The organism is Dyadobacter sp. 22481 (assembly GCF_052044875.1).
In the GTDB taxonomy this organism is placed as follows: domain Bacteria; phylum Bacteroidota; class Bacteroidia; order Cytophagales; family Spirosomataceae; genus Dyadobacter; species Dyadobacter endophyticus.
Genome location: NZ_JBQENV010000001.1, coordinates 306,131 through 330,586, shown reverse-complemented (window position 1 = coordinate 330,586; position 24,456 = coordinate 306,131). Strand labels below are relative to the sequence as shown.

17 protein-coding genes are annotated in these 24,456 nt (G+C 49.5%); 8 read left to right on the top strand and 9 right to left on the bottom strand.

What is annotated here, in order from left to right; all coding sequences use genetic code 11:
• Positions 1 to 5: 5 nt before the first annotated feature.
• From ACTJJJ_RS01265 to ACTJJJ_RS01245, 5 genes are all read right to left on the bottom strand, one after another.
• Positions 6 to 1,472: a RagB/SusD family nutrient uptake outer membrane protein gene (locus tag ACTJJJ_RS01265; RefSeq protein ID WP_440701194.1), complete on the bottom strand. Its 1,467-nt coding sequence runs from the start codon at positions 1,470 to 1,472 to the stop codon at positions 6 to 8.
• An 11-nt stretch (positions 1,473 to 1,483) separates the two neighbouring features.
• Positions 1,484 to 4,882: a SusC/RagA family TonB-linked outer membrane protein gene (locus ACTJJJ_RS01260; protein ID WP_440701193.1), complete on the bottom strand. Its 3,399-nt coding sequence runs from the start codon at positions 4,880 to 4,882 to the stop codon at positions 1,484 to 1,486.
• Positions 4,883 to 5,120: 238 nt separating this feature from the next.
• Complete coding sequence (locus tag ACTJJJ_RS01255) at positions 5,121 to 6,131, bottom strand: FecR family protein (RefSeq protein ID WP_188931515.1); 1,011 nt, start codon at positions 6,129 to 6,131, stop codon at positions 5,121 to 5,123.
• 112 nt (positions 6,132 to 6,243) lie between these two features.
• Complete coding sequence (locus ACTJJJ_RS01250) at positions 6,244 to 6,819, bottom strand: RNA polymerase sigma factor (RefSeq protein WP_188931517.1); 576 nt, start codon at positions 6,817 to 6,819, stop codon at positions 6,244 to 6,246.
• Positions 6,820 to 6,961: 142 nt separating this feature from the next.
• A complete protein-coding gene (locus ACTJJJ_RS01245; protein ID WP_188931519.1) occupies positions 6,962 to 7,741 on the bottom strand; it encodes an NUDIX hydrolase in 780 nt (259 codons plus the stop codon).
• 491 nt (positions 7,742 to 8,232) lie between these two features.
• Here ACTJJJ_RS01245 and ACTJJJ_RS01240 point away from each other — a divergent pair, with 491 nt between their 5' ends.
• The 6 genes from ACTJJJ_RS01240 (at position 8,233) to ACTJJJ_RS01215 (ending at position 16,075) form a co-directional block, all read left to right on the top strand.
• Positions 8,233 to 11,121: a TonB-dependent receptor domain-containing protein gene (locus tag ACTJJJ_RS01240; protein ID WP_440701192.1), complete on the top strand. Its 2,889-nt coding sequence runs from the start codon at positions 8,233 to 8,235 to the stop codon at positions 11,119 to 11,121.
• Between the two features lie 112 nt (positions 11,122 to 11,233).
• Positions 11,234 to 12,925, top strand: a complete 1,692-nt coding sequence (locus ACTJJJ_RS01235; protein ID WP_440701191.1) for a TolB family protein — start codon at positions 11,234 to 11,236, stop codon at positions 12,923 to 12,925.
• Between the two features lie 18 nt (positions 12,926 to 12,943).
• Positions 12,944 to 13,747 carry an SDR family NAD(P)-dependent oxidoreductase gene (locus ACTJJJ_RS01230; protein WP_440701190.1) on the top strand — a complete coding sequence of 268 codons (804 nt, stop codon included), beginning with the start codon at positions 12,944 to 12,946 and terminating at the stop codon, positions 13,745 to 13,747.
• Positions 13,748 to 14,294: 547 nt separating this feature from the next.
• Positions 14,295 to 14,669 carry a hypothetical protein gene (locus ACTJJJ_RS01225; RefSeq protein WP_440701189.1) on the top strand — a complete coding sequence of 125 codons (375 nt, stop codon included), beginning with the start codon at positions 14,295 to 14,297 and terminating at the stop codon, positions 14,667 to 14,669.
• 22 nt (positions 14,670 to 14,691) lie between these two features.
• Entirely contained in the window at positions 14,692 to 15,231 is a 540-nt protein-coding gene (locus ACTJJJ_RS01220; protein WP_440701188.1) for a hypothetical protein, read from the top strand.
• Positions 15,232 to 15,253: 22 nt separating this feature from the next.
• Entirely contained in the window at positions 15,254 to 16,075 is an 822-nt protein-coding gene (locus ACTJJJ_RS01215; RefSeq protein ID WP_188931531.1) for a hypothetical protein, read from the top strand.
• A 43-nt stretch (positions 16,076 to 16,118) separates the two neighbouring features.
• Here the strand turns inward: ACTJJJ_RS01215 and ACTJJJ_RS01210 are convergent, their stop codons facing one another.
• The 3 genes from ACTJJJ_RS01210 to ACTJJJ_RS01200 form a co-directional block, all read right to left on the bottom strand.
• Positions 16,119 to 16,766: an ankyrin repeat domain-containing protein gene (locus ACTJJJ_RS01210; RefSeq protein ID WP_188931533.1), complete on the bottom strand. Its 648-nt coding sequence runs from the start codon at positions 16,764 to 16,766 to the stop codon at positions 16,119 to 16,121.
• A gap of 219 nt (positions 16,767 to 16,985) precedes the next feature.
• On the bottom strand, positions 16,986 to 18,074 hold the full coding sequence (locus tag ACTJJJ_RS01205; protein WP_440701187.1) for an MBL fold metallo-hydrolase: 1,089 nt from the start codon (positions 18,072 to 18,074) through the stop codon (positions 16,986 to 16,988).
• A 115-nt stretch (positions 18,075 to 18,189) separates the two neighbouring features.
• Entirely contained in the window at positions 18,190 to 19,476 is a 1,287-nt protein-coding gene (locus tag ACTJJJ_RS01200; RefSeq protein ID WP_440701186.1) for a sensor histidine kinase, read from the bottom strand.
• A gap of 211 nt (positions 19,477 to 19,687) precedes the next feature.
• Here ACTJJJ_RS01200 and ACTJJJ_RS01195 point away from each other — a divergent pair, with 211 nt between their 5' ends.
• Together ACTJJJ_RS01195 and ACTJJJ_RS01190 are read left to right on the top strand one after the other, a co-directional pair.
• A complete protein-coding gene (locus ACTJJJ_RS01195) occupies positions 19,688 to 20,077 on the top strand; it encodes a response regulator (protein WP_188931538.1) in 390 nt (129 codons plus the stop codon).
• Between the two features lie 174 nt (positions 20,078 to 20,251).
• Positions 20,252 to 21,937, top strand: coding sequence for a sensor histidine kinase (locus ACTJJJ_RS01190; RefSeq protein ID WP_440701185.1), 1,686 nt, complete (start codon positions 20,252 to 20,254; stop codon positions 21,935 to 21,937).
• Positions 21,938 to 21,971: 34 nt separating this feature from the next.
• Here the strand turns inward: ACTJJJ_RS01190 and ACTJJJ_RS01185 are convergent, their stop codons facing one another.
• On the bottom strand, positions 21,972 to 24,374 hold the full coding sequence (locus ACTJJJ_RS01185) for an FtsX-like permease family protein (protein WP_440701184.1): 2,403 nt from the start codon (positions 24,372 to 24,374) through the stop codon (positions 21,972 to 21,974).
• Positions 24,375 to 24,456 lie beyond the last annotated feature (82 nt).

Here is a 24,456-nt window from a genome sequence, read left to right as displayed (position 1 = left end):
AGTCCTTAGTAATTTTCGTTTTGAGTCCACACCCCCTTCATGATATCCATTTGCCCTAAGGGGATTGGCAAAAGATAGGCCTTGAATTTTCTCTTGGTTCCTTTCGCGTCATATGCAACCTGCGGAATAACCTTCTCGGCCACTTTCCAGCGTACCAGGTCGTTATAACGCAATCCTTCGAAGGCAAGCTCGACCCTTCGCTCGTTCCGAATCACATCGCGCGTGAGGGCCGGTTTGGCGGGCATTTCGACCCCTGGCCTCGCTCTTACATCATTCAATGCTTTCAACGCACGTGCGTCGCTCCCTTTTCCGCTTTCGAACATGGCCTCGGCGTACATCAGGAGCAAGTCGGCGTAACGGATCTTCACCATATGCTGCTCGCTCAGCGTCGAGCCCGATCCGTTGTTGATCGCCGTGTTAACCCATTTCCTGAAAGCCATGCCGGTGTACGGGATTTGTCCTTCCGCAAGACTTCCGGTTTGCTTAAAGCCAGCCGGATTGTAGGCCCAAGGGTCTCCTGCTTCAAAAATGGTCATTTTCCTGCGCGGGTCGTTGGGTTCATAAGCATCCCGGAGTTCGAGTGTGGGGAATACCGACATCCTCGCCCCGATAATCTGATCAAGCGAATGGTAATCGTCCGGGGCTTTGAACTGCACCGAAAACATGATTTCGCGGTTGCCGATCTGGTTTCCGAAGAAGATACCGGCATAGTTATCTGAGAGTTTGAATGGATTGGCGGCATCCCCGATCAGGCTCCATGCCGCATCGGCTGCCTCGCTGTACAGCTCATTGTTCAGCAATACCCTCGTCTTTAAAGCAATGGCCGATCCTTTTACCGCACGCCCGTCGGTATACGCAACCGCGGGCAGATACGAGATGGCGAGATCGAGATCTTTGAGGATCTGTGCTACTATCTCTGTTTTTGGCGCCCTGGGCGTTGCACGGAGATTATCGTCGAGCTCCGCCGGTTTCAGAATCAGCGGCAGGTCCCCGTAGAGTTGGGTGAGGTCATTGTAATAAAAAGCCCTCAGGAACAATGCTTCTCCTTTCATACGGTTGCGCACAGCGTCGGTAGTAGCCGTCACGCGATCGATATTGGCCAAGAAATAATTGCACGCGGCTATGCCCTGAAATCCGATGGTAAACGACTTGCTGACAATTCCCGTAGTGGCCGAATTGTGTTCCCCTCGCATCACGATATCGAACGACTCGTAATTGGAGGTATTGGAAGCATTGTCCGATAATGCCTCCCAAAAAAGAGAGTTGCCGCTCTGGGCCGGACCGTTTGAAATAATCGGCTCTTTGAGCTTGGCATAGCAGGCGATCAAAGCCTTGTTGGCTTCCGTCTCCGTCTTCCAGAAGTTTTCGGAGTTGGGACTGCCGAGCGGATTGGTGTCCAGCGTGTCCTGACAGGCGAACACCAGCGTAGTTAAAAGTAATAGAATTATATTATTTAAATATCTGGTTGTCATAGCATTACTGATTAAAATGTGACTTTAACACCAAATGAATAGATCCTGGCCTGCGGATAAATAGCCGCCCTGCCGCTTGCCGCCGCCCGCTCGGGATCTATACCCTTGAAAAACTTGGTGAATGTCACCAGGTTATCTCCCGACACGTATAGTCTGAGCATCTGGATCTTCACGCGGTTGATCAGTTTGGTTGGGAAGCTGTAACCCAGCTGAAAGTTCTTCAACCTCAGATAGGAAGCATCTTGGAGCCACCAGTCGGATACCTGGGTGTTAGGCGCGTAATTTTCGTTAAAGATGTGCGGTATCGTATTAGACGTTCCTTCACCGTCCCAGGCTTTTTCCCAGAATGTAGGAGGCGGCCCCGCCTGCCTGAAAGGTGCTATCCCCCACTCCTTGATGTATATTTTACGCCCTTCCACGCCTTGCAGGAAAATGCCGATGTCAAAGTTTTTGTAGTCTGCGTTAAAAGTCAACCCATAGTTGAACTTGGGGAAGGCGCCGCCGACCACCATGCGGTCGTCCGTTGTAATCTTCCCATCCGGTACGCCGTTGGGCCCGCTGATGTCGCGATACTTCATGTCACCGGGCTTTGGTTTCACGAGCGGGGTCGGCCCATTGTCAATTTCGCCCTGGTTTTGGTAAATGCCGTCAAAAACGTACATAAAATAGGAGTTGTAAGGCAGGCCTTCCTGCGTTACCGTGCCGTTGCCGTTGTTCACTTCACGGGCACCGAACTTCACAACCTTGTTTTTGTAGGTTTCAAAATTTCCCTGAACCTTGTAGCGGAAATCCTTAACCCTGCTTTGGTAGCCCAGTGAAATTTCAACACCTGTATTGCTCATTTCTCCCAGATTGACCGTCGGACCGGCTACACCAATAAAGTCGGGCACCTGCAAAGGCCTCAGGATGTTCGTGGTCTTTTTGGAATACCAGTCGATGCTTCCGAACACCGATGCCCTGAACAGGCCAAAATCGATCCCGACGTCGGTTACCGTCGTGGTTTCCCAGGTAATGTTGCGGTTGATGAGGTCTGTCTGCGTTACGCCTTGCTGCAATGAGCCGCCGATATTGTACACCACGGGGTTGAGCACCTGCTGATACGGGTAGGGCATGGATTCGCCGCCCAGGTTCCGGTTTACATTCTGGTTACCGACCTGTCCCCAGGATACGCGCGCTTTCAGGCTTTCCAGCCAGTTAACCTGTTTCAAAAACTGCTCTTCAGAAATCCTCCATCCTGCCGAGGCCGACGGGAAAAAGCCCCATTTATTACCTTCCGGGAAGCGCGACGAACCATCGTAACGGAAATTTCCTTCAAGCAGGTATTTCTCTCTGTAATTGTAACTCACCCGCCCGAATACCGATTGAAGCGCCCATTGATAAGCCAGGCCGTCGGCCAGCTGCCCGCCTGGGGAGTATGCGCCCAGTTCCAGCAGGTCATTCGACGGCGCATTCCTTTTGAATGCCTGCAAGCGGTCGTACCGGAAGGTTTCCTGGCTCACGCCCAACAATGCATTCAGGTCGTGATTTTCCCTGATTTTCTTCGTGTAATTCAAAGTACCAAACAAGGTGTACTGCACGTCATTTTCTTTCCGGACCGTCAGGTTGTTTTCGCCCACTGTACCGTTCCACTGCGTGTTGTACAAGTACTGGCCGCTGGCGTCCGGCAAAAACATATAGGCCGGAATCCCCACTACGTGCACTTTGGTTTGCCGGTCGTTGAATTTCACAGCGCCTTTGATCTGCCCTTTTAAACCCGGGAAAATATTCACATCTAAAAATGCCGATGCCAGCGCATAATAATTCCTGACATACCTGCCGCCGTTTTCCGCGAGCGCGACCGGGTTTTTGTTACCGCCTTCCTGTATATAGGCTTTGGCAGCATAACGGCCACTTCCATCGGGCAGCTTCGGCGTAAATGTAGGGTGCGCTGCCAATGCACTGAGAATCTGGTCTTCGGTCGAATTCCCGTCGAAAACGGTATTCAATGCAGTTTCATTCCGATCTCCTTTCGAAAAGGCCAGGTTGGTCCCAAACGTAATTTTTTTGTTAAGACTTGTCTTGAAATTGAACTGCGCATCGTAGCGCTTGTAGCCGGTAGCGATCAGGATCCCGTCCTGATTGAGGTAACCTGCGCCGAAATTATAGGTCGTATTTTCCTTTCCGCCGTTTACGCTCAGGTAATGCTGCTGCATGGGGGAAGTCCGGAAAATGGCATCCATCCAGTCATAGCTCGGGTACTGGGCAGGGTTTGTAATGCTTCCCTGGCGGTATTCTTCAATTTGCGCGGGCGTATAGAGCTGGTTCGCATTCGTTCCCGTGTGGGCGATGGCCTTGTTGAGCAGCTCCATAAACTGCACCGAGTTTGTTATCCTGTCATAGACGGAAGTGGCTTTTTGGCTGCCGAAGTTGTAGCTGTAATCGACGTTTAACCTTCCGGCCGTACCGGTTTTGGTGGTTACCAGTATAACCCCGTTCGCGGCGCGCGAACCGTAAATAGCCGCCGACGCCGCATCTTTTAATACAGAAATGCTTTCGATCTGATTAGGGTTGACGTTGTTAAGGTTACCCTCCACCCCATCGATCAATATGAGCGGATCGTTCCCCGCTCCGCTGAAAGTACCCTGCCCGCGGATTTGTATACTGGCGTTTTCAGCGCCCGGCTGCCCCGAGTTCTGCGTCACCTGTACGCCGGGCATTCTTCCCTGTAACAGCGAAGTGGTATTGGGCGCTTGCCGGGTGGTCAGCTCGGAGCCTGTCACATTGCTAACGGCGCCGGTCAGATTCACTTTTTTCTGGGTACCGTAGCCCACCACCACTACCTCTTCCAAAGCCTTTTCGTCCGTCGCCAGCACGACGTCGAGCACTTCGCGCTTGCCAACTTCCAGCTCCTGGGCCACGTAGCCCACAAAGCTGAATATGAGCACCGGATTATCTTCCTGGAAATCCAGATTATAATTCCCGTTCTGATCCGTAATCGTCCCGTGACTGGTCCCCTTGATGATCACGCTTACGCCCGGCAAGCCCACTCCATCCTTGTCGGCCACCTTGCCCCTGACCGGAACCTTCGTTTTGGGCTCGGGGATCAGTACCTCACGTTCGGTCAGGATAATATTTCTGCCCTCCTGCCGGAACACGATATGGGTTCGGTCGAGGATCAATTCCAGCGTTTTCTGAACCGTCCTCGGCTCCCTTCGGAGCGTTATGTTGTCGAATGGCGAGACGGCCTTCGAAAGGTAGAAGATATTGTACCCCGATTCCTGTTGCAGCTTTTGAAGCGCTTCCCTTAAAGAAGACTTTTCCAAACCAATTGTTACATTGGCTTCCCTAATATCTTGCGCACCGCTCACACCCGCCAGCAGCAGTTGGCTTGCTATGATGAGAAGGCCGATACCATAAACGCTGATCTTCATTAAATTGCAAAGATATCGGCACAAGATACCTTGCCGGCCGGGCACAGTTCTTCTGCCTACGGATATAGGTTTTTTCATATATTTGTATTGTCTAGAAATTTGTTTTGCGAATTTTCTATTCAAAGCTCCCTATTGCTGTCCAAGGCCGGGGAGCTTTTTTATGGGATCACCGGGCAGCTACGGAGCCCGGCCGGGATGGTTGGCGTTTTGTTTCATAAGAGTTTAGTTATCAGTCAATTCAGCGGCAGCCTTCTCCACTTAACACCAGTTCGCCGCCTTCCAGGGCATATTTTGTATTGCTGGTCAGGGTCAGTACCTTAAAGACTTCTTCCAGGGTTTCCGTCCCTGAAAACCGGCCGGTTATCAGGCAGTTTTGTAATTGCGTATTTTGAAAAGATATTCTTACACCATAACGTTTTGCCAGCATTTCCGCCAGCTCCCCGAAAGGCATTTCCTGAAACACCATATCGGCCTGCACCCAGGCGGTAAGCTCTTGCGACTTCACAACTTTTTCGTCCGCAATGGTCGTGTGGGTGTTGTAGGTCATCTGCTCGTTCGCAGTCAGCAAACTCGTGTGCTTACCTCCGTCGTCCACCCTTACTTTCCCCCTGGTGACCGTTACCACCACCTCACTTTCGGAGGGCAGGGATTTAATGCTAAATGCAGTCCCGAGAACCGTAGTACTGATTTTCCCCGTCTTGATCACAAAAGGAACAGGCTTGCGGCCACTGGCATTTAGATGCACCACATCAAAATAAGCCTCCCCTGTCAGCGACACCTCCCGGGTTTTGTTGTTAAAATCCCGACCGTATTCAATCCGCGTGTCGCCATGCAGCACGACCCGGCTGCCATCCGGGAGTACGACAAATTTCGTCTGGCCTTTCACCGACCGGTGCGTTACCATTCTGGCGATTGAAAGCTTGACTCCGGGATGCTGTTGTTCCCTTAGAACGAAGAAAATCCAGCCCAACCCAATCAGGATCACAACTGCCGCCGCCATACGCCAGAATATCCCGGACCAGAGCGGCCGAGACCTGGCTGGTTGAGAATTAATGCGTTTGGCTATGTTTCCTTTCATTCTTTCATGCACGCCGGCGAGCTCTTCTGCCGACACTTCGGATAAATGATCCGGTTTGCCTGCAAAGAGCTCATAGTATTTCTCGATCATGTCCGTTTCTTCCTCATCGGCACCCCCTTTGAGGTACTTCGCGACGATCGACCTGAACTTATTCCTATTTCCGCTTGACATGTTTATAAAACGCTGTTTATTTACCAGTGAAGAATGTCCCTGAAAAGTCCCAGGCCGACCTCAGATTTTTTACAAAAAATTTTAATGCAGGCAGACCCGGCTCGTGGAAAGGCTATGGGCGAAGCAACAAAATGATGACGATAAGGAGCCTTCCGATACTCTCGCGAAGGCTTTGTTGGGAAGTATTAAGCTGGTTTTGTACGGTTTTTCTCGATATATCGAGCTGCTCGGCAATTTCGATTGTGGAAAGTCCTTCAAGAAACCGTAATCTGAAAATTTCCCGGCGCTTTTCGGGCTGTGTTTCCAGCCATTGATGGATGCTTGTGAGCAGCTCATCCCTCAGAAAATTGGAATCGGCATTATCGGTAGAAAACGCCATATAATCGAGCGGCTCCTCGAAAGCCGGTAAATTCTTCCGTTTGTGATAAACAGCAAATACCTGGTACCGTACCGCCCCCAGCAAATATCCCCGGAGGTTTTCGATCCGTCTGCTGGCCCTTTTGTGCCATAGATCAACGAATATGTCCTGTACAATCTCCTCACTGTCCGAAGAGTCATTGATCCTTTTGAACGCTTCATTATAAAGTTTTCTCCAGTAACGCTCATAAATCGAATCAAATGCAGCTTCGGATCCGTCTGTCAACAGGGTCGCCAACTCATCATCCGTTGCCTTCTCGAGGGTATTCATGCCAGGTATGTCCAGATACAGAAGCAAAAATAACAAAAAAATAAAGAAGTAATATCCTATTTTCTTTTGTCACGAAACTCCGCCGACGGAATAGCCGGAATAGAAAATACGCCCCAATTACTACCGATTCACAATATACGTTTTACTCGGTAAACAAATCCTCCGTGGGCAACTGGCTGCTGCGCGCTCTATCGAAACGGTATAAGTAAGGCGCTTTGTTGGCAGCGCCGGTGTACTTCTTTTCCAGCCGGTCGAGAACGTTCAGGCGCAAAATGCGTTTGGGAAAGTTGTTTTGAGCGAAGCGCTTTTCAAATATGGCTTCATAGAGGTCCTGGATTTCCTGCATGGTAAAGGTTTCAGGAAGCAGATTGAATGCATTCAATTTCTGGTCGATCGTGAGCCTGAGCGTTGCCAGCGCATTGGCCACGATCTGGTTATGGTCCATGATCATAGGCGGCAACTCCCCAATGGGATACCACTCAATAGACACGTCGAGGTCCGTCTTTTGCGGAATTACCTGATTCATGTCTACCAGGGCGTAATAACCGATGGATATAAAACGACGGGTGAACCAATCATAATCCATCCGGCTACGTTGCCCTTCGGCTAGCGGGTCACTAAACAAGTCGCTATTCTGACCGATCATCCGGTCGAGGAACTCCCGGCTGTTCCGGTTCGCCTTTCCCATTACCTGAAACTGTTCCAGGTACACGTCCTTTATGCCCGTACGTTCGTAAAGGATGCGCCTGGCCGCGTCGTCCGTGTCCTCGTCCTGGTACACAAACCCGCCGGGCAAGCCCCAAAAATCTCCTTTAAAAGCAAGCTTTGGCACCAAAACCCTCAGCTGCCGGTCCTGGTACCCCAGGATGACACATTCGACAGAAACCTGTTCGATGTAATTTTTATCACTTACTGATTCCATATTGTTTTTCATTTCTTGATACAGGCAGTCTGCTCACAAAGGGTGCCGCCGGGAACGACCGAAAGATACAGATTTAATTTATTATCTGATCATGTAGAGAATAACTGCCGATTTTCGGTTCAGCGGCCCAATGTTGCTAAACGGATGTCCCGGCAGCGGCCCCTTCAAACCAATAAAACGAAGACTATCAAGATATTATGTAGACGACAAGTAACTAAGACGGATCGCGATGCGCCGCGTTCAAATCCGAAACACAGTCAAAAAATTTATTATCTATTCATGTAGATAATAATAATATTTTTCTTTTACATTTGTGGAGTTATATATGATCACATATTGACGCATTGAAGTAATCAGCTACCAGTCACTCCATTACAGAGTGGCTGGTGTTTTTAAACGCCATTGAATTTTTGTTTGAAAAGCCGCCAGCGCCAAGGGGTACTGTGCCTGGTACCGGCTTGCCCGATTTGTACATTATAACCGATTAACAGATGAACAGACAATTCTACCTTCCCCGGCCTGAAAATGTATTTCGGCCGCTCTTTGGACTTGTGCTCCTATTCATGATCAGTTGCCAGATTGCGTTAGCCCAGTCGTCGGTCCACGGAAAGGTGGCAGATGGAAAGGGAGAGTCCCTGTTGGGCGTCAGTGTAAAGGTGAAAGGTTCGGTCCAGGGTACGGTTACCGATGGCTCGGGGAATTACGAGCTTTCTAACCTCGACCCGTCCGCGACGCTTGTATTCAGTTTTATTGGTTTCTTACCCAAAGAGGTAGTCATTGGTTCTCAGGCCGTTATCAATGTACAGCTCATGGAAAGCCCGGCTAATCTGGAAGAAGTGATTGTTACCGGCGTATTCGATAAGCGAAGCCGGATGGAGTCCTCGGTGGCGATATCGGTGCTTCCTGCCAAGCTTATTCAGTTGCAGGTGCCCCTGAGTGCAGCCGATCTTTTGAAAAATGTACCCGGTGTATATGTCAACTCATCGCTGGGCGAAATCCGTAACACGGTCAGTTCCAGAGGCGTAAACGTAGGCGGGAACGACGTCTCCAATGGCTATTACTATGTTTCGATGCAGGAGGACGGACTGCCGGTAACAAATGCAACTTACGGCAACTATGGCCCGGATTTCTTTCTGCGGCCCGACCTTACCCTGGGCAAACTGGAAGCGGTTCGGGGCGGTACGGCGTCGATTCTGGGCAACAATGCTCCGGGAGGCATCTTTAACTATGTTTCCAAAACAGGTGGCCAGACATTCGAAGCGCAGGCGCGGGTGAAGTTCGGGCTGGAAGGCAACGGCCGGAATCCCTATTACCGGGCAGACGCTAATATCGGCGGCCCGCTGACGAGCGATAAAACGCTCACCTTTAATATGGGCGGGTTCTGGCGGCAAAATAATGGTGCCCGCTACCCCGGATATCCCATGAACAACGGCGGGCAGATCAAAGCCAATGTCGCGAAACACTTCAAAAAAGGCTCCATGAAATTATACGCCAAATACCTGAACGACCACAATTCCTGGTTTGAACAGTTGCCGACAGTTGATTTCAAAAACCCTCATCTGGCACCGGGCGTCAAGCAAACCAGCTCGGTATTGATCCCGCCGGTATCGGCCCAATACACCATCAATGACAGCGGCGAGCAGGGCACCTTCGATTCGCGGGACAAGATCCACTCTAAAGACCTGGCAATCGGGCTCAATTTCGACCACAGCTTCGGGAAGGGATGGACGCTTGAAAACAAGGTTCGCTACGCCTACAAAACGTCCTATTGGAACACGACATCGATCCCCTACCCATTTGCAATCGACAATGTGACGTTCTACGGGGTAAATAGCCTGGCGGGTAAATTGGGCACTTATTCGTTCCGTGATCTGGCCACCGGCACCGAACTGGCCAATGTTACGCAAGGCATCAATTTCGTAAACGGGGCGCCGGCGGGCCTCAAATTCACCGTTAACCGCAGCAATTTACCCGGGGCGGAGGTTCAGAAGAACTCCCTGCTGTTCAACCCTTTGATCGTGTTTGATAACCGGGTAAAGGAAACCATCGACCAGGTCACGCTGACCAAACGGCTGAGCCACATGAGTTTTACAGGCGGCCTTTACTACGCGCATGCCGGTGTAAAGCGGCTTAATCCTAATGGCGTAGGCAGCATGTTTGGGCTCATGGGAAGCGCCCGTCCGCAACCAACGGCGATTGTCTACACCGACCTCCAAGGAAAAGTATACCAGGTTACCAACCCCGAGGGTACAACAGGCGGTTCCGGCAGGAGCGTAGCTACCAATATCTTTGATCTCACGCAAAATCAACTCGCCGGTTTCTTCGGACATACATGGGAAATATCCGGCAAACTGAATTTTGACTGGGGGATTCGCTTTGAACGTATAAGGGTTAGAGGTAGCAACCAGATCGCGTCCGCGACGACCTCCACCGACGGCGGAACGGACAAAAATCCCCTGACATTATACGACAACATGGGCGGAGCCGTGACTTCGACATTGGATTATAACAAAACGGTCAAGACCATTTCCTACTCAACCGGCCTTAATTACAAGTTCAATGACCAGCTGGCCGTATACGCCCGCTATTCACAGGGCCGCAAAGCGCCTGATCTTGGCATTTATCTCAACGTTCAGTCGTCGGTCAACGCCAGTTACCTCAATCCGATTGCGCAAAGCACACAGCAATATGAAGTGGGTTTCAAAGCAAAACAGGATCGGTTCTCGCTTTTCGTTACCCCGTTTTACAGTCTGCTGGGCAAAGTCCCGCAGCAGGCCCTCGGCCAGGAATCGGCCGAGCTCACCTCCACCTACACGACTGCTGTTCTCTACAACAAGTTCAAAACGGTCGGAGTTGAAGTGGAAGGGACTTATAATCTGACCAAACAACTGAGTGTCCGCGCAGTCGCGACATTCCAGAAATCAACAGCTGTCGATTTCAATACCTGGGTGCTGAACGGTAATGGCAAGGCCGATGATCAGATTCAAAGCTACTCGGGCAACGAAACCGATTATTCGCCCCGCCAGATCCTGCGCATTTCCCCAACCTACACCTCCGATAAAGTCTACGGTTCGATCGACTGGTCGTATACAGGCAGGCGGGCAGGTAATGTGGCCAACGTATTTTACCTCCCCGGTTTTGACCAGACCAACCTGAACCTGGGCTATAACGTTTCACGCAGGTTACAGATTCAGGCCAATGTCAACAACGTGTTCAATCAAAACGGCATCATGGGCTGGTCGGCACCGGGCGGGTTTCCGGCGTCGCTCAATACGCAGGGCTTCACGAAGGCCCAAATGGAAGGCAATCCCAATGCGGTATTTTTCACGCTAAGCCTACCTCCGAGAGCCTATTTCCTGACGGCAACTTACACCTTCTGACCGAGTACCAATGCATTCACCGATGATAACCGCGCAAGGTCCATACTACCGGACCGGTGCCGATTGACCATCCACCTTACCATCATGTCATTCATCAAATCAAATGTTTAAAATGAAAAAGTTAAGTTACCTGATGTGGGCTTGCGGTGTGGCCTGCCTACTGCATTCTCCTGTGACCCAAGGGCAAAAGGCCGCGGTCAATCAAACCAATTACGCGCTTACCCCAAAACTCCCGCCCCCGCCGAAGCCCGAGCCTTTCAAAGTGTCCACCATCCCTCTGCCGGACAACGTTCTGGATGCGGTGCTGGTCAACTACTTACCCGATGCCCAACATCTGATTATGGAGGTCACAATGGCCGGTGCGAAAAAATCGAACCTTGCCGTCATGAAGGACGATGGCACCGGTTTCAAATGCCTGACCTGTGATTTGCCGGAGAACATCGGCGGAGAAATGCCGGTACCCCTCGCGGATGGAAAGCGCGTTTACACGCCGACCGGCATTCTTGAATGCAGCCCCTCTATCGTGGATTGCAAGCAAGCCCGAATCCTACCGCTGGTGTACCCAGCTGTTCCGGGAGCTAAAACACTGGCCCGCATTGCCAGCAATATGTCTCAGGACGGCATTCACGTCGCTTACACCCTGCTGGTAGCGAGGCCATTACCGAGCGCCCTGGTGCTGGTGAGCGAACTGACCCGCGTTTCAGATGAGAAAGGAGAGCGCTACGAACTCGCCAAAACGAAGGTAATTTCAGGAGACAAGACAGCGCTACCCGGTGCTCCTATCTTCCGGCCCTTCTTCTACGGAGGAGGCGAGGTAAAAAGCTTTACCGGGATGGGGAAATATCTGACGACTATCAGTGCCTTTGAAGCAGGTAATTTCGATATTGCCAAAATCGACCTGACCACCGGCGACGTCAGCCGCTTCACAAGGCATTTCAGCTATGATGAGGGCGTTTATCCTTCGCCGGACGGCAAGTGGCTGATTTTCCAGTCGCACCGGCATACAACCCGAATGGACGCGTTTAGCCTGATCCCCCGCCCGCTCATTGTCAACAATGCCCTGGCACCGGGAGTCGCGGAATGGCGGAACGAAGAAGTTGAAGGGTTCAGGGATGCCAGGCGGTATTACGGCCTGACGATGACGGACCAGTACGGCGACCGTGCACGGCTACCGGAGGACGGATACACCGGGCAGAACCTGACGACGGCATCGGACAACCTGACCGAGTACAATCACTTCGGTAACCTGACCTGGCACCCAAGCAGCACCCGCGGTATTTTCTGGGAGCAAAAGGATCCCCGGAAGGTAAAAAAGGGCGAAGCGATGGGCCGCCTGCGGATGATTACTTTTACATCGAGAAAGCCGACCACTCCCCTCCCGATCGTGACCCCAACCATGGACTGGGCAGTGAACCTGGCAGATCTTAAACCGCTGGATTCCTCACAACCAACCGAAGGAAAGCTGGTCGGGCTTGTTTCCGGCCATGCCAATATAAGCACCCAAAAACCTGCGTCGCCTTCCGAAGAAACGCTATTCAAAATCGAGTATGTGAATTTCTCCGATGATGGGCAATATGTCCTGAATGGCTCAGAAACGATCGGTCAAAAAACCTTTTGGGAAGCAACCTGGAATGCGGATATTACTGTAACCGGCAAACACAAGGGCTTTCTCAAAGTTGATAACGCGAAGTTTAGCGGAAGAAGCCATGGGTCGGGCACTATCCGGACACAACTGGACGGCCACAAAATTGAAGTTGATCTCTCGAAAGGCCTGCCAACGGGCGTACCTGGCGAACTTCGGTAATACACAACCAAAATTTCCATGCAATTAGCGAAAAAGACCATTGTTGTGACCGGTGCCGGAAGCGGTATCGGTCAGCAACTGAGCCTGCAACTGTTGCAGCGGGGAGCCAACGTCGCGGGCATCGATATCAATGCAGCTACGCTTGACGAAACGGGGCGGCTGGCAAGTTCAGCGCCGGGCGAATTCAAAGGCTTCCAGGCAGACATTACCGATCCCAACAAAGTAAACTCGTTACCGGCCGAAGTGCTCGCGCATTTCGGTACGGTCGACGGAATCATTAACAATGCCGGTATTATCCAACCTTTCCGGCGCGTTCTCGATCTGACGATCGAGGATATCAACCGCGTAATGGCTGTTAATTTCTACGGTACGCTCTACCTTACGAAAGCTTTTTTACCGCTTCTTTTAGCCCGGCCGGAGGCGCATATCGCCAATGTGTCGAGCATGGGCGGCTTTCTTCCGGTGCCGGGCCAAACGCTCTATGGCGCAGCAAAGGCGGCTGTGAAGCTGTTTACCGAGGGACTTTATGCAGAATTGAAGGATACGCATGTGAAGGTTACGGTCGTGTTTCCCGGTGCCGTTGCGACCAATATAATGCAGAACTCGGGGCTGAACGTCCCTAAGGCGGACACGGCCGGTGCGTCTGAGTTCAAGCCCATATCACCGCGGGAAGCCGCGGGGCAGATTCTTCGGGCCATTGAGAAGGACCAATTTCGTGTGGTGATTGGCCGGGATGCGCGTGCTATGGACAAACTTTACCGTCTCAATCCAAAATATGCGGCTGACCTGATCCAGCGCAAAATGCGTTCCTTGCTAGGCTAGGCAGGGGGTTTCAAGCAACCGGTAATCCTGAATACAGATTGAATAAAGCGGACAATGCGGCTAGCGCGATACTAGCCGCATTGTCCGCTTTTTAGTTAAAGTTACTATTTCGAACGCGCTCCAATTGCAATTACTTAATATTTATTTTCAACATTTAAAAATCCAATTATCAAACAATTCAATTAATCGTTTTCCCGTAGTGGTATGTCCTACCTGAATCTCATTTTGCATTTACTCACGAAACTCATTTACAAAATCATCAGAAACAGTCACAAAATTCAGTTGTCGATACTTCATCACCCATTCATACCACAAAACCATTAATTATATTAGTTGAAAACAAATTCGAATAACAATTATATAAATATTAATATCCATCAAAATGAAATTTCAAAATAGAAAACAAGTTTAACGGAACAATCCATTTTACCCAAAGGAAAGGCCATTATTCATATTGCCGTTTAATAATATAAAATATGATCGAATTAAGTATTCATATAAATTCGATTCGTTAACATATTTTTTTTCAAATCTAAACTGTAAGCAAATGGCAAAGGGTAGAAAAATTCCGGAAAAACTTACGCTTACCACGACAGATCTAAATTTAATAGATTTGGGTATTGAAATTTTAAGAAACAATAATGTTAAGAAAGTCGACGATCTTACCCGGCTGAAAGACATTAACGAGCGGGGTGTAGCCGTTCCCGGTCGGGATTTGGTAGCCACAACACCCTATGTTGAAGTTGCGGTTGCGGTGGTGGCCCTGACTATTGCCGTTTATAAAGCATATAAATCAGGGGCTCTCGCGAACACCCGGGTATTGCCTACCGAGTTGCTTCAAAGATTCAAGATTGAGCACGACTTTTCCCTCGAACAGTTAATAGATGCCAGGGGAGAAATCAACACGATGTTAAATAGGTAATCGAACAAATCAATTAGTAAATATGGACATTTGTGTAGCTTTCATATTCGGTGTGTGGCTTTTGATTTCAATTGTTTGGCAATTCCAATTCAAAAGCTTAACAACCATCAAGGAGTTCGACTTTATTGGTATTTTCCCCAACTGGACCTTTTTCGCCCCCAATCCAGGAACCAGCGACTATCATATTGTATATCGATTAGCGCAAAATGATACCGTTATAACCGAATGGACGGAAATCCCCCTGATTTCTTACAGGACCTATTCAAATTCCGTCTGGAATCCGGAAAAAAGGAAGGTAAAACTACTGATAGATTGCATCAATGCACTGATCAAGACCGTGCAAAAATGTCGTAAAGAAAACATGAGTGATCTTTACATGACACAAAATCTATGCACAAGTGTTCCATATTTACTAATACTTAATGCGGTAACAAAATTCCATCAAAATAACATGGATAAAAACGCTACGCATTTGCAGTTCACCCTTGTGGAGAGTTTTGGGATAGGGTCAACCGAAGCAGCGAAGCCTATTATCAGTTCTCCGTTTCATCGTGTCAGGTAAATACACTTAAAATCATGACAATATGTATTACTATGAATATTTATACGTCATTTTACTATTATTCGTAATAGGCCAGGTTTTCACGACCTCAGAGTTGCTGTTCCTGCACCTCAAAGGGGAATACAGCAGCAACGGTTTTTTCTCCTGGAAAATCATAAGGCTCGACATCAACACCTTGACCGGAGACTCTCGAATCGGGAATATTCTGGATAATCTTTTAGATGCCCGTGGTTTTGTTAAACTGGTGTTCATGAAGTTAGCTTGCCTGATTATTCTGGTGGCTGCCGCTCCGTACTCCTATCTTTTCACATTCGCTAGCGCAACGCTCGTATTATGCATGCTTCTGATACAATTCAGGAGCATGTACGGGGGAGATGGTTCAGATCAGATGTCACTCATTCTTGCGGTGTCCATCTTTTTTGGATTAAGCATGGTTTCGTCGCCAGTCATTCAAAAGTATTGCTTTTATTTTATTGGTTTACAATCATGTCTGGCCTATTCAACATCAGGTATCGCAAAAATACTCTCAAAAAAATGGCGCAGCGGCGATGCGGTCTATGAGATTTTCAATACCGGATCGTATGGAAATAAAACCATATCAAATTTGCTGAAAAATAAAAAATACATCAACCTATTTTTGTGCTGGGCAGTAATCATCATGGAAATAATATTTCCTTTATGTTTGATCGGTCCGATTTATGTATCGTTTGCCATACTCCTGTGGGGATTCACTTTTCATTTACTGAATGTGATTGTGATGGGCCTGAATTCATTTTTCTGGGCATTTACAGCCACCTACCCCGCCCTGATTTTTATTATGCTGGATATTAAAAACTTGATTTGATCACATCGTCAGATGCGGCCCGCGGTAAAGCCACCGATAGTGCCTAATGAATACCGGGAACCCCGCTATAAACCAGTAACCGCAATGCGTCGGCGTCTCGCAAATGCCAGCTTCCCCACGATATGGGCGTATCACCGTTCGCGTCTTTCACCGACGGGTCGGCTCCGGCTTCCAGTAAACTTTTGATAATCGTCGTGCTCGCGTACGCGGCGGCCCTGTGCAGCGGAGTTTCCCCTTTGAGGTAAGCATCGCGCATGAAGCAAAGGGTCGACACACCGGGGAATGTTTTCTTATTCACATCAATGCCTGCGGCTATTAAGATCCTGACAATTTCTTCCCTCTCCTTCATTTCGCTGGTTTTAGAAATCGTGTAGTGCAAAGCATTCTCGCCAGTCTCTGTGAATGCGAAATTGGCGTCCTCCCCTTTATCCAACAGCCATTTTACAGAATTCACCTTTCCATTGTAAGCCGCGTTGCACAGGAGGTTGGCACCCTCAAACGTGATTTTGGCTCCTAAGCTGTAGAACAGGTCCAACGCCGCTATATTACCATCCCAGGCGGCTGTAAACATCGCAAAATTGCCCCACTGATCGGTATAGTTGATATCTGCCCCGAGGCTCACCATTTTTTCGACTGTCGCCAGATGGCCATCGAAAGCTGCCGATAACATTTGTTTGTTCAAGTCATCCATAAGTTCCCGGTTTATTTTAAGGCCCAGATGTCACATGGCTCACCCTGCGTGGTTTGAGGCCGCAGCTACCTATGAGTTTGTCATCTATTAAATATAACCGGATTTTCGACGCTGTCGTCAAAACTCCACCATCCCATTCGCTGGTTTTGGCGTCGTTCCGTAAAACTTGCCGCTATTTCGTCAATGAAAGGTAGCCGTGGGACGCGTGAAAAGGACTTTTCATGGCCGGACGTAGTGGAAAGATTCTCCCCACGTCATATTCAGTGTTTTGAAGGATGAGGCTTTGAGCTCGGGGTAAGTTAATTGGAGAAATTCGGAATCGCCCCAGAACGGTACCCGGTCGTCCAGCGGATGTCCCAATTCATTTTCGTGTCCGGGAATCACAAGTTCAGGATTGAACCCTTTTACGATCCTGTGGATTTCGTTGGTCCAGCTTGGGGGGATCAGCACGTCAACGTGGTACTTCCTTGTCACATGGTCAATCCAGTCGTAATCGATCATGAATTTTCCCTCGTTGATCTGGTCGCCCATATGCGAAAACGAAAGGCCTTCGGGTGTGAACACGAGCGGAACATTATTTTCAGTTTCTCCCATCTGGTGTCCGGGATACAACACGATTTTTAATTTCCGACCACTTTTGAGCGTCAGTTCCTGCAAGGTGTCGGCCTGCCGCTTCAAATGCGTTACTGCATTGTGGACCGGTTGTCCAGCCCAGATTTGAGGCGGCGCGATTACCGGTTTTCCATTGTCGATAAACTGCCTCGCAATCGCTTCATCAGCATGGTCGCGGTGGTAATGGCTTACGAAAAGTACATCGCATTGGCGAATGAGCCGGGTCATGATGTTCCCGGAAAGAGCAAATGAGTCGGAACGGGAGCTTTTCCCATCCACAAGATCGAATGCAAGCGTTACCGTTTTCGTGCGGATGATGAAACCCATATTATACAGTTTCCATATGACGGCCCCTTTTTGGACTTTCGTATTTTCGATTTCCGCGAGGGTATTTGCTATTCTTTCATGAAAAAAATCCTGCACAGGCTTTCTGTACGCAGCATACTTGTCGTGCAATACGGCATCGAGCAATAGTAAATGGGGCTGCCTGTGCGCCTGATGCGACAGCCCGGGAGGATATTTTTTGAGGGTTGCGTTGACTTCCGCAAGAAATGCCCTGGCCTGCCGGTCCATATATGCGTTGCCTTTGGCATCAAGGCAGGGGTCGGTGAGCGTCGCCGTATCGGTGGGCTTGTTCTGCGCAATACATAATGATGAAGAGAACAGTATTACACAAAGAAAGCAAGTGCGTATCATCGGTTGGGTTTTAAAGAATAACTGGTCTAATTACTCAAGACCCTCCATTTGATACCCCTCCAAGCCGGAAATGTTTGCTCCTGGTAAGATGAAGCTATCGTGCCGCCAGCGGGTTTTAGCGCGCAATAGCAGTCGTGCTCAAATCAATGTCCGAACCATGCTCAGAATCGTAAAACTCAGCAAAGATTATCATGGCAACTACTTTTCCACCTGCCGTCTCCAACGAGAAGTCAACATTTAACAGCGCCGAAATATCCTTTACCAATATTAAGCCTAACCCGTAACTATCTCTACCTGAACTGCCAGCATCTGCTTCAAACTGGTACCCCTGATCTGTTCGCGGAATTTCATCCCGGTCTTCGCCCGGAACTGGGTTTTGAATACAAAGGTGCAGCCGGTCGTCGATAACGGTGCCTGATATTTCGATTTCACCGTCCAGGGTATTTTTTATCGCGTTGTCCAGCAGATTATGCAGGATCACGCCGAGAAGGTTAGAATTGCTGATCACAGTCAGGTTTTCGTCCAAAGAGTAGCGTAATGTGTTGCCCCTTGAATGTAGAATCTGTTCAAACAAACCTGCCTTTTCGTGGATCAAAGCTACCAGGTTCACATTACCTAAATGCAGCGCCCCTTTACGGATCTGGCCTTTTGCAAATTCCAGCAGATTTTGCATAAATGTCCCCATATTGCTCAACGCTCGTTCCAGTTGCTGATTATATTCATCTGCCCGCTGCAACTGGTTGTCCCTGATGAGATCGCCGGTAAGTTTAGTTCCGGTGATGATAAATTTCAGTGGTGCATTGACATCATGGGCGATCGATGCAATGATGCGCGTGAGAAGGTATACCTGATGGTCCAGCTCGTCCTGCGACTTGCTCAAAACGGAAAGTGTTTGCTCTAATTCCGCGGTCCGCTCCGAAACGCGTATTTCCAGCAAGTATTTTTGCCGCTCGGCAGCAATAGCACGATCTGTGGCTCTTTGTAACGCCTCTTTTTGCCGCTGACGTTCGATTTCAAGCAGAAAAATAATGGGAACCATAATAAGTCCTATTAAGAGGCCGCGCAAGGAAAGGCGAATTGCTGCTATCCAAAATGGAAGTTCACGGATTGGTTTAAGCGGATAGTCCTCGAAAAAGGGGTTTGATCCGTAATAGAACAAATTGGACAGAATAGCGCAAAATATCAATGAAACAACGAGTTTCTGCCAGGTAACTAAACCAGGCCGGTAGTAAGTGTAATAGCTCACCAGCCAGATTGACATACACATCAGCCAGATAACAGTTTCCGACCCGATCAGATTTACGGGGTTAGCAGCCTGGCCCTCAGAAAGCCTGACTGGCAGGATGGAGACGGTTACCACGGTAGCCATCAGCGCACCAAGTCGCGAATTGTATTTCTTCATGGAAATAATATAGGAGCAATAATCCTTGCAATATAGCAGGTAGATAGCCTGTTGCCAATTTGAGCCTCAATGCGGAGCAGCCGGATTTCATTGCATTGGTCTCGCCTATAAAGTTTTATATTTGGCGATACAAAGCCACGGCTGGTCGGTGAGCGCGAGAGCTCGCACCCGATAGCAGGCTTTTGAATTGTTTGAAGCTCAACGAAGTTCCATGAACGACCAACCCATTATAATTGCCGACGACGACGCCGATGATAGCGAATACATGCGCACGGCCCTGATTTCGGTCTTTGGCCAGGACAAACAAGTGATACAGGTTCCGAATGGCCGCGAATTACTCGCACTCGCCAAAAGCCCAACATTTCGACCGGAGCTCATCATTATCGATATGCAAATGCCGTTTATTTCGGGAACGGATATTCTCTGCAAACTGCGCGACCAGCAACATCTGAAGCAGGTACCGCTGGTCATCATGTCGGGTGATAAGTATAATCTGGAACTCGCCTACCGGGCTGGTGCAGATGGTTTCTACTCAAAGCCAACATCACCCGAGGGCTATCTTGAAGTTGCCATCGACATTAGAACACAATACTACCGTTAGCAAAAGCGAAGCCATGATCCTGGCCGCCGGAGCATTTACACTGGATATACCCGATCAAAAGTGCAAGTGCTCTCTGGATTTGATCTTAAAGGATGTCACCTGTACACCTAAAAACAGTATATTTAAAGTGCGGGAAAGCGATATTTGTATCTGACGATAACATAACGATCTTTTGTGTTGGAACAGCACAGCATTGGCACAGAAGCCAATTTTTTAAGGAACACAGGCGAATCAGGGCAATTGATTCTTCAATATGACTGGGACAATTCCTCCCTGGGCCCCCTTTCTCAGTGGCCGTCTAGTCTGCGTACGACACTGGGCATTGTATTGCATTCGGCGTTCCCTATGTTCCTGTTTTGGGGACCTGACAATATTTGCTTTTACAACGACGCCTATCGCCCCAGTTTAGGTCTACCGGGGAAGCATCCCGCCATTGGCAAGCCGGCAATCGAGGTATGGCCGGAGATCTGGGAAATAACTGCTGCGCTGATCAATGAGGTATATTTAACAGGAAACGCGCTGTGGTTTGAGAACAAGTTGATCCCCATTGAACGCAACGGCCGGCTTGAAGACGTCTATTGGACATTCAGCCACAGCCCGGTATACGGGGACAATGGTACCATAGCCGGTGTGCTGGTTACCTCGCTGGAAACAACGCCGACGGTGATAGCCCAGCAGAAGATCAAGGAAACGGTCTTAAAACGTACGCGGGAGCTGGAACAAGCCAACGCCTCGATCAGTCAGGCCAACGCGTACCTTCAGGATATCATTAACTCATTCAAACAACCTCTTCAGGTGCTCGTGCCCGTCTATGAAGGGGGCGAGATCGTTGATTTTCGTTTCAAACTGACGAATCAGGCCTATGCGTCCTATGCCAACACGACACCGGATGCGATCAGCGGCAGCAGAGTAAGCGAGATATTCCCGGGTTACCTGAAAACAACCAGTTTTACCAATGTGGCACGGACTTTCCTGTCGGGGGAAACGGACACGTGGATGATCCATTATGATCAGGACGGGCTGGATTTGTATAATGAAATGACTGCGATTAAAATGGGAGACGAAGTGATACTTCATTTCGCAGATTATACGAAGCTGAAATACCTCGAATTTGAGCTGCTCAATAAGATCACAGAGCTTGAAAACTCGAATCAAAACCTTGAAGCCTTCGCACATGCCGCGTCACACGATTTGAAGGAGCCTGTAAGGAAAATACAAATGTTCGCCAACATCCTCCAAGGGCAACTCGGGGATAAATTATCCGAGCAAAACCGAATGTCATTCAGCAAGATCATATCCGCAGCTGAAAGGATGGGTAAGCTGATCGACGACTTGCTGCAGTACTCGCAATTTAGTCTTTTGCCGCCTTTAATGGAACCGGTTGACCTCAATGAGAATGTCCGCCAGGTAATAGAAGATCTGGAAGTTCGGATTCAGGAAAGCAACGCGTCTTTGATATTGAAGGAACTACCCGTCATAAATGGCTACAAAAGGCAGTTGTACCAAATGTTTCAAAATCTGATCAGCAATTCGCTGAAATACCGGGACCCCGCAACTCCGCTGAACATTGAAATCTCCGCAGCCCCTTGCACCGAGAACGGAATAAACTATCACCAGCTGGAAGTACGCGACAACGGTCTGGGATTTGAACAGCAGTTTGCCGAGAATATTTTCCAGCTTTTCACCCGCCTGCAACATACCAGTATGCAAGCAGGCAGCGGCATCGGGCTCTCTACCGTCAAACGGGTCGTCGATAACCACAAGGGAATCGTCAGAGCTGAGAGCCAACCCGGCAACGGCGCGCTATTCAAAATTTTTCTACCAAATAGTGCGCCAAACATCGAAGTGAGCCATTTCTGATCGCGCGGCTTTTTCCAATGCAAGGGTTATGCTGTTATTCACTTCGTAATGACTTTACCGGGTTCGTCAGAGCTGCTTTCACACTCTGAAAACTGACTGTCAATAGCGCTACCACCACAGTAGCCAAAAGTGCCAGCAGGAAAATAGCCGGATTAAGCGAAATCTTGTACTCAAAATTCTTTAGCCAGCTCTCCATCGCCCACCAAGCGACAGGCGCAGACAGTACAAAAGCAATAGCGATTAATTGTATAAACTCTTTGCTAAACAACCAAAGAATGCTCCGTACACTAGCCCCGAGTACTTTACGGACGCCAACCTCCTTAGTTCGCTGGTTGACCATGAACAAGACAAGCCCATACAAGCCCATACAACCAATAACCAGGGCTATCCCGGTGAAGAAGTTGATCAACTTACCCATCGTCTGCTCCTGCTGATAAGCCTCCTGAATCTGATCATCTACAAACTGGGGATCGAAAAAACTATCGGCATAAACTTGATTGTAGGCCTTTTCCAATTGTTTCAACGCCCGGCCGAAGTCAGCCGAACGCAACTGGATGTTGGCCGAATAGTACCCGCTAGCCATCGTGGTAAGGAACATGGGCTTGATCCGCTGCCTGAGATCAGACTGATTGTAATCTTTTAAAACGCCGACGATTTCCAGGGATACCGACTGTTTATGCAGGATTTTGCCCAACACCTCCTCCGGTCGGCTGAAACCCAACTGCCGCATGAAGGTTTCGTTAATGAGTGCTTCGCGGGCAGTGTCGGAACGTTGGAGGTTGCGGCCGGTTATCAGTTTCAATCCATACAAACCCACATAATCGGCATCAATCCAAGCCTGCTGCGGGGTATAAGGCTCTTCATTCGGGCGGGTGTCGAAACGGACGTTCGTTTGACTGGTGGAGCCTGACTGAGGGGGCCCACTCATCGAGTAACTGAAACTGCTCACATTGGGTACCGAGGAAGCCAGGTTACGAAACGCGCTCATTTTGCTGATGTCCTGCGCCGGAAGGTTTGGTAGGCTCACAGTCAGGATAGCATCCTTTCGAAAGCCCAAATCTTTTGTCTGAACGTAACTGAGCTGATTGGTCACTACGATTAACCCGATAATCAGCATTTGCGAAATGGCAAACTGCGCCACCACCAGTCCCCGCCTGAGGGAAAAGCCACCTGTCTGCTGCGTGGTGAGACGTCCGGCTAATGCCACCACCGGACGGAAACCCGCCACGATCAACGCCGGGTAGAGGCCCGCCAGCAGAATGACCGCGGCCACCATAAGGGCCAGCCATGCCAGCACCGACGGTGAAAAGTAAAATGTAAACCGGAAAGGACCACTCAGATACGAATGAGCCAATGTTTGCCCATACTGAGATAGGACGATCCCCAAGGCAAGGGCAGATAGTACTATGAGCGTAGTTTCGCCCATGAATTGCCAGAATAGCTGCGTTTTTGTACTGCCCAATACCTTACGAACGCCCACCTCCCGCGCGCGGTTGAGCGCCTGTGCCGTAGCCAGGTTCACAAAATTGATGCTCGCCGTACCGATCAGCAGTATGCCGATCAACACCAGCGACAGTAACAAGCCGCGACTAACGCCCCCATACTCGGGCGACAGGTGCATACTGCTAAAAGGTATAGCCGGGTAGGATGTTTCCTTGATTTTCCTCAGATTATACTTCTTGACGAACGGAAGCATTTGCTGGTTCCAATCCGCGACCGTAAAGCGGTCGTTAAACAGGGCAAAACAGTGGGTGCTGCCGTTCGTGTTGTCAAAGGGTTCATCTTCGGGACGTCCATTGAACTGCTCTTTCAGCGACCCCCAAGAGGCCATGATCGAGTAATCCAGATCGGTATCCTCGCGGTAGTCGGCAAACACGCCCACCACGCGCGCGGGAATGCGCGCCTCGAGCCGGACCGTCCGGCCTATGACGTTGGTGGTGGTACCGAAGCATTTGCGGGCCAGCTCAGCGCTCATTACGACTGTACCTGGCTGGCTGAGGTCGTCGGGCCCACCTGCGATCCAGGTGTAGTCGAAGATGCTGAAATAAGCCGGTTCAACAAACGCGCCGTTGTGACTCTTCTCTTTAATTTTCTTATCGGCCTGGTTGGCGACGGGCACCGCTATCAGTGGCGAATACCACTCATCCAGCATTGCAATGCGCTCAATCCCGGGGTAATCGTTGCGAACTGCCTGACCGAACGGGTAAGGGATACCCTGAATGTTGAATTCGTTGGTTGGCGATGTAAACCGGGAAGTGAATTGATAAATCCGGTCGTAGTTCCGATGGTGACGGTCGGTTTGGTAGTGGAAGCGAACAAGCGCGAAAATCAGCAGGGCACAACCCATACCAAGTGCCAGACCTGATATATTAATGAATGCATAAGCTTGGTTTTTGCGTAAGTTACGCCAGGCAATTTTGAAATAGTTCTGTAGCATATTGATGGATCGTGATGCTTTGTTCAATCTAAAAAGGCTTCCCCCTGCCCTATTGAGTCAATTATCATACCACGAAGTTGAA

Excerpts from the sequence above, each read along its gene's own strand:
- ACTJJJ_RS01265 (WP_440701194.1), bottom strand. The coding sequence starts at position 1,472 with ATGACAACCAGATATTTAAATAATATAATTCTATTACTTTTAACTACG.
- ACTJJJ_RS01260 (WP_440701193.1), bottom strand. The coding sequence starts at position 4,882 with ATGAAGATCAGCGTTTATGGTATCGGCCTTCTCATCATAGCAAGCCAA.
- ACTJJJ_RS01255 (WP_188931515.1), bottom strand. The coding sequence starts at position 6,131 with ATGTCAAGCGGAAATAGGAATAAGTTCAGGTCGATCGTCGCGAAGTAC.
- ACTJJJ_RS01250 (WP_188931517.1), bottom strand. The coding sequence starts at position 6,819 with ATGAATACCCTCGAGAAGGCAACGGATGATGAGTTGGCGACCCTGTTG.
- ACTJJJ_RS01245 (WP_188931519.1), bottom strand. The coding sequence starts at position 7,741 with ATGGAATCAGTAAGTGATAAAAATTACATCGAACAGGTTTCTGTCGAA.
- ACTJJJ_RS01240 (WP_440701192.1), top strand. The coding sequence starts at position 8,233 with ATGAACAGACAATTCTACCTTCCCCGGCCTGAAAATGTATTTCGGCCG.
- ACTJJJ_RS01235 (WP_440701191.1), top strand. The coding sequence starts at position 11,234 with ATGAAAAAGTTAAGTTACCTGATGTGGGCTTGCGGTGTGGCCTGCCTA.
- ACTJJJ_RS01230 (WP_440701190.1), top strand. The coding sequence starts at position 12,944 with ATGCAATTAGCGAAAAAGACCATTGTTGTGACCGGTGCCGGAAGCGGT.
- ACTJJJ_RS01225 (WP_440701189.1), top strand. The coding sequence starts at position 14,295 with ATGGCAAAGGGTAGAAAAATTCCGGAAAAACTTACGCTTACCACGACA.
- ACTJJJ_RS01220 (WP_440701188.1), top strand. The coding sequence starts at position 14,692 with ATGGACATTTGTGTAGCTTTCATATTCGGTGTGTGGCTTTTGATTTCA.
- ACTJJJ_RS01215 (WP_188931531.1), top strand. The coding sequence starts at position 15,254 with ATGTATTACTATGAATATTTATACGTCATTTTACTATTATTCGTAATA.
- ACTJJJ_RS01210 (WP_188931533.1), bottom strand. The coding sequence starts at position 16,766 with ATGGATGACTTGAACAAACAAATGTTATCGGCAGCTTTCGATGGCCAT.
- ACTJJJ_RS01205 (WP_440701187.1), bottom strand. The coding sequence starts at position 18,074 with ATGATACGCACTTGCTTTCTTTGTGTAATACTGTTCTCTTCATCATTA.
- ACTJJJ_RS01200 (WP_440701186.1), bottom strand. The coding sequence starts at position 19,476 with ATGAAGAAATACAATTCGCGACTTGGTGCGCTGATGGCTACCGTGGTA.
- ACTJJJ_RS01195 (WP_188931538.1), top strand. The coding sequence starts at position 19,688 with ATGAACGACCAACCCATTATAATTGCCGACGACGACGCCGATGATAGC.
- ACTJJJ_RS01185 (WP_440701184.1), bottom strand. The coding sequence starts at position 24,374 with ATGCTACAGAACTATTTCAAAATTGCCTGGCGTAACTTACGCAAAAAC.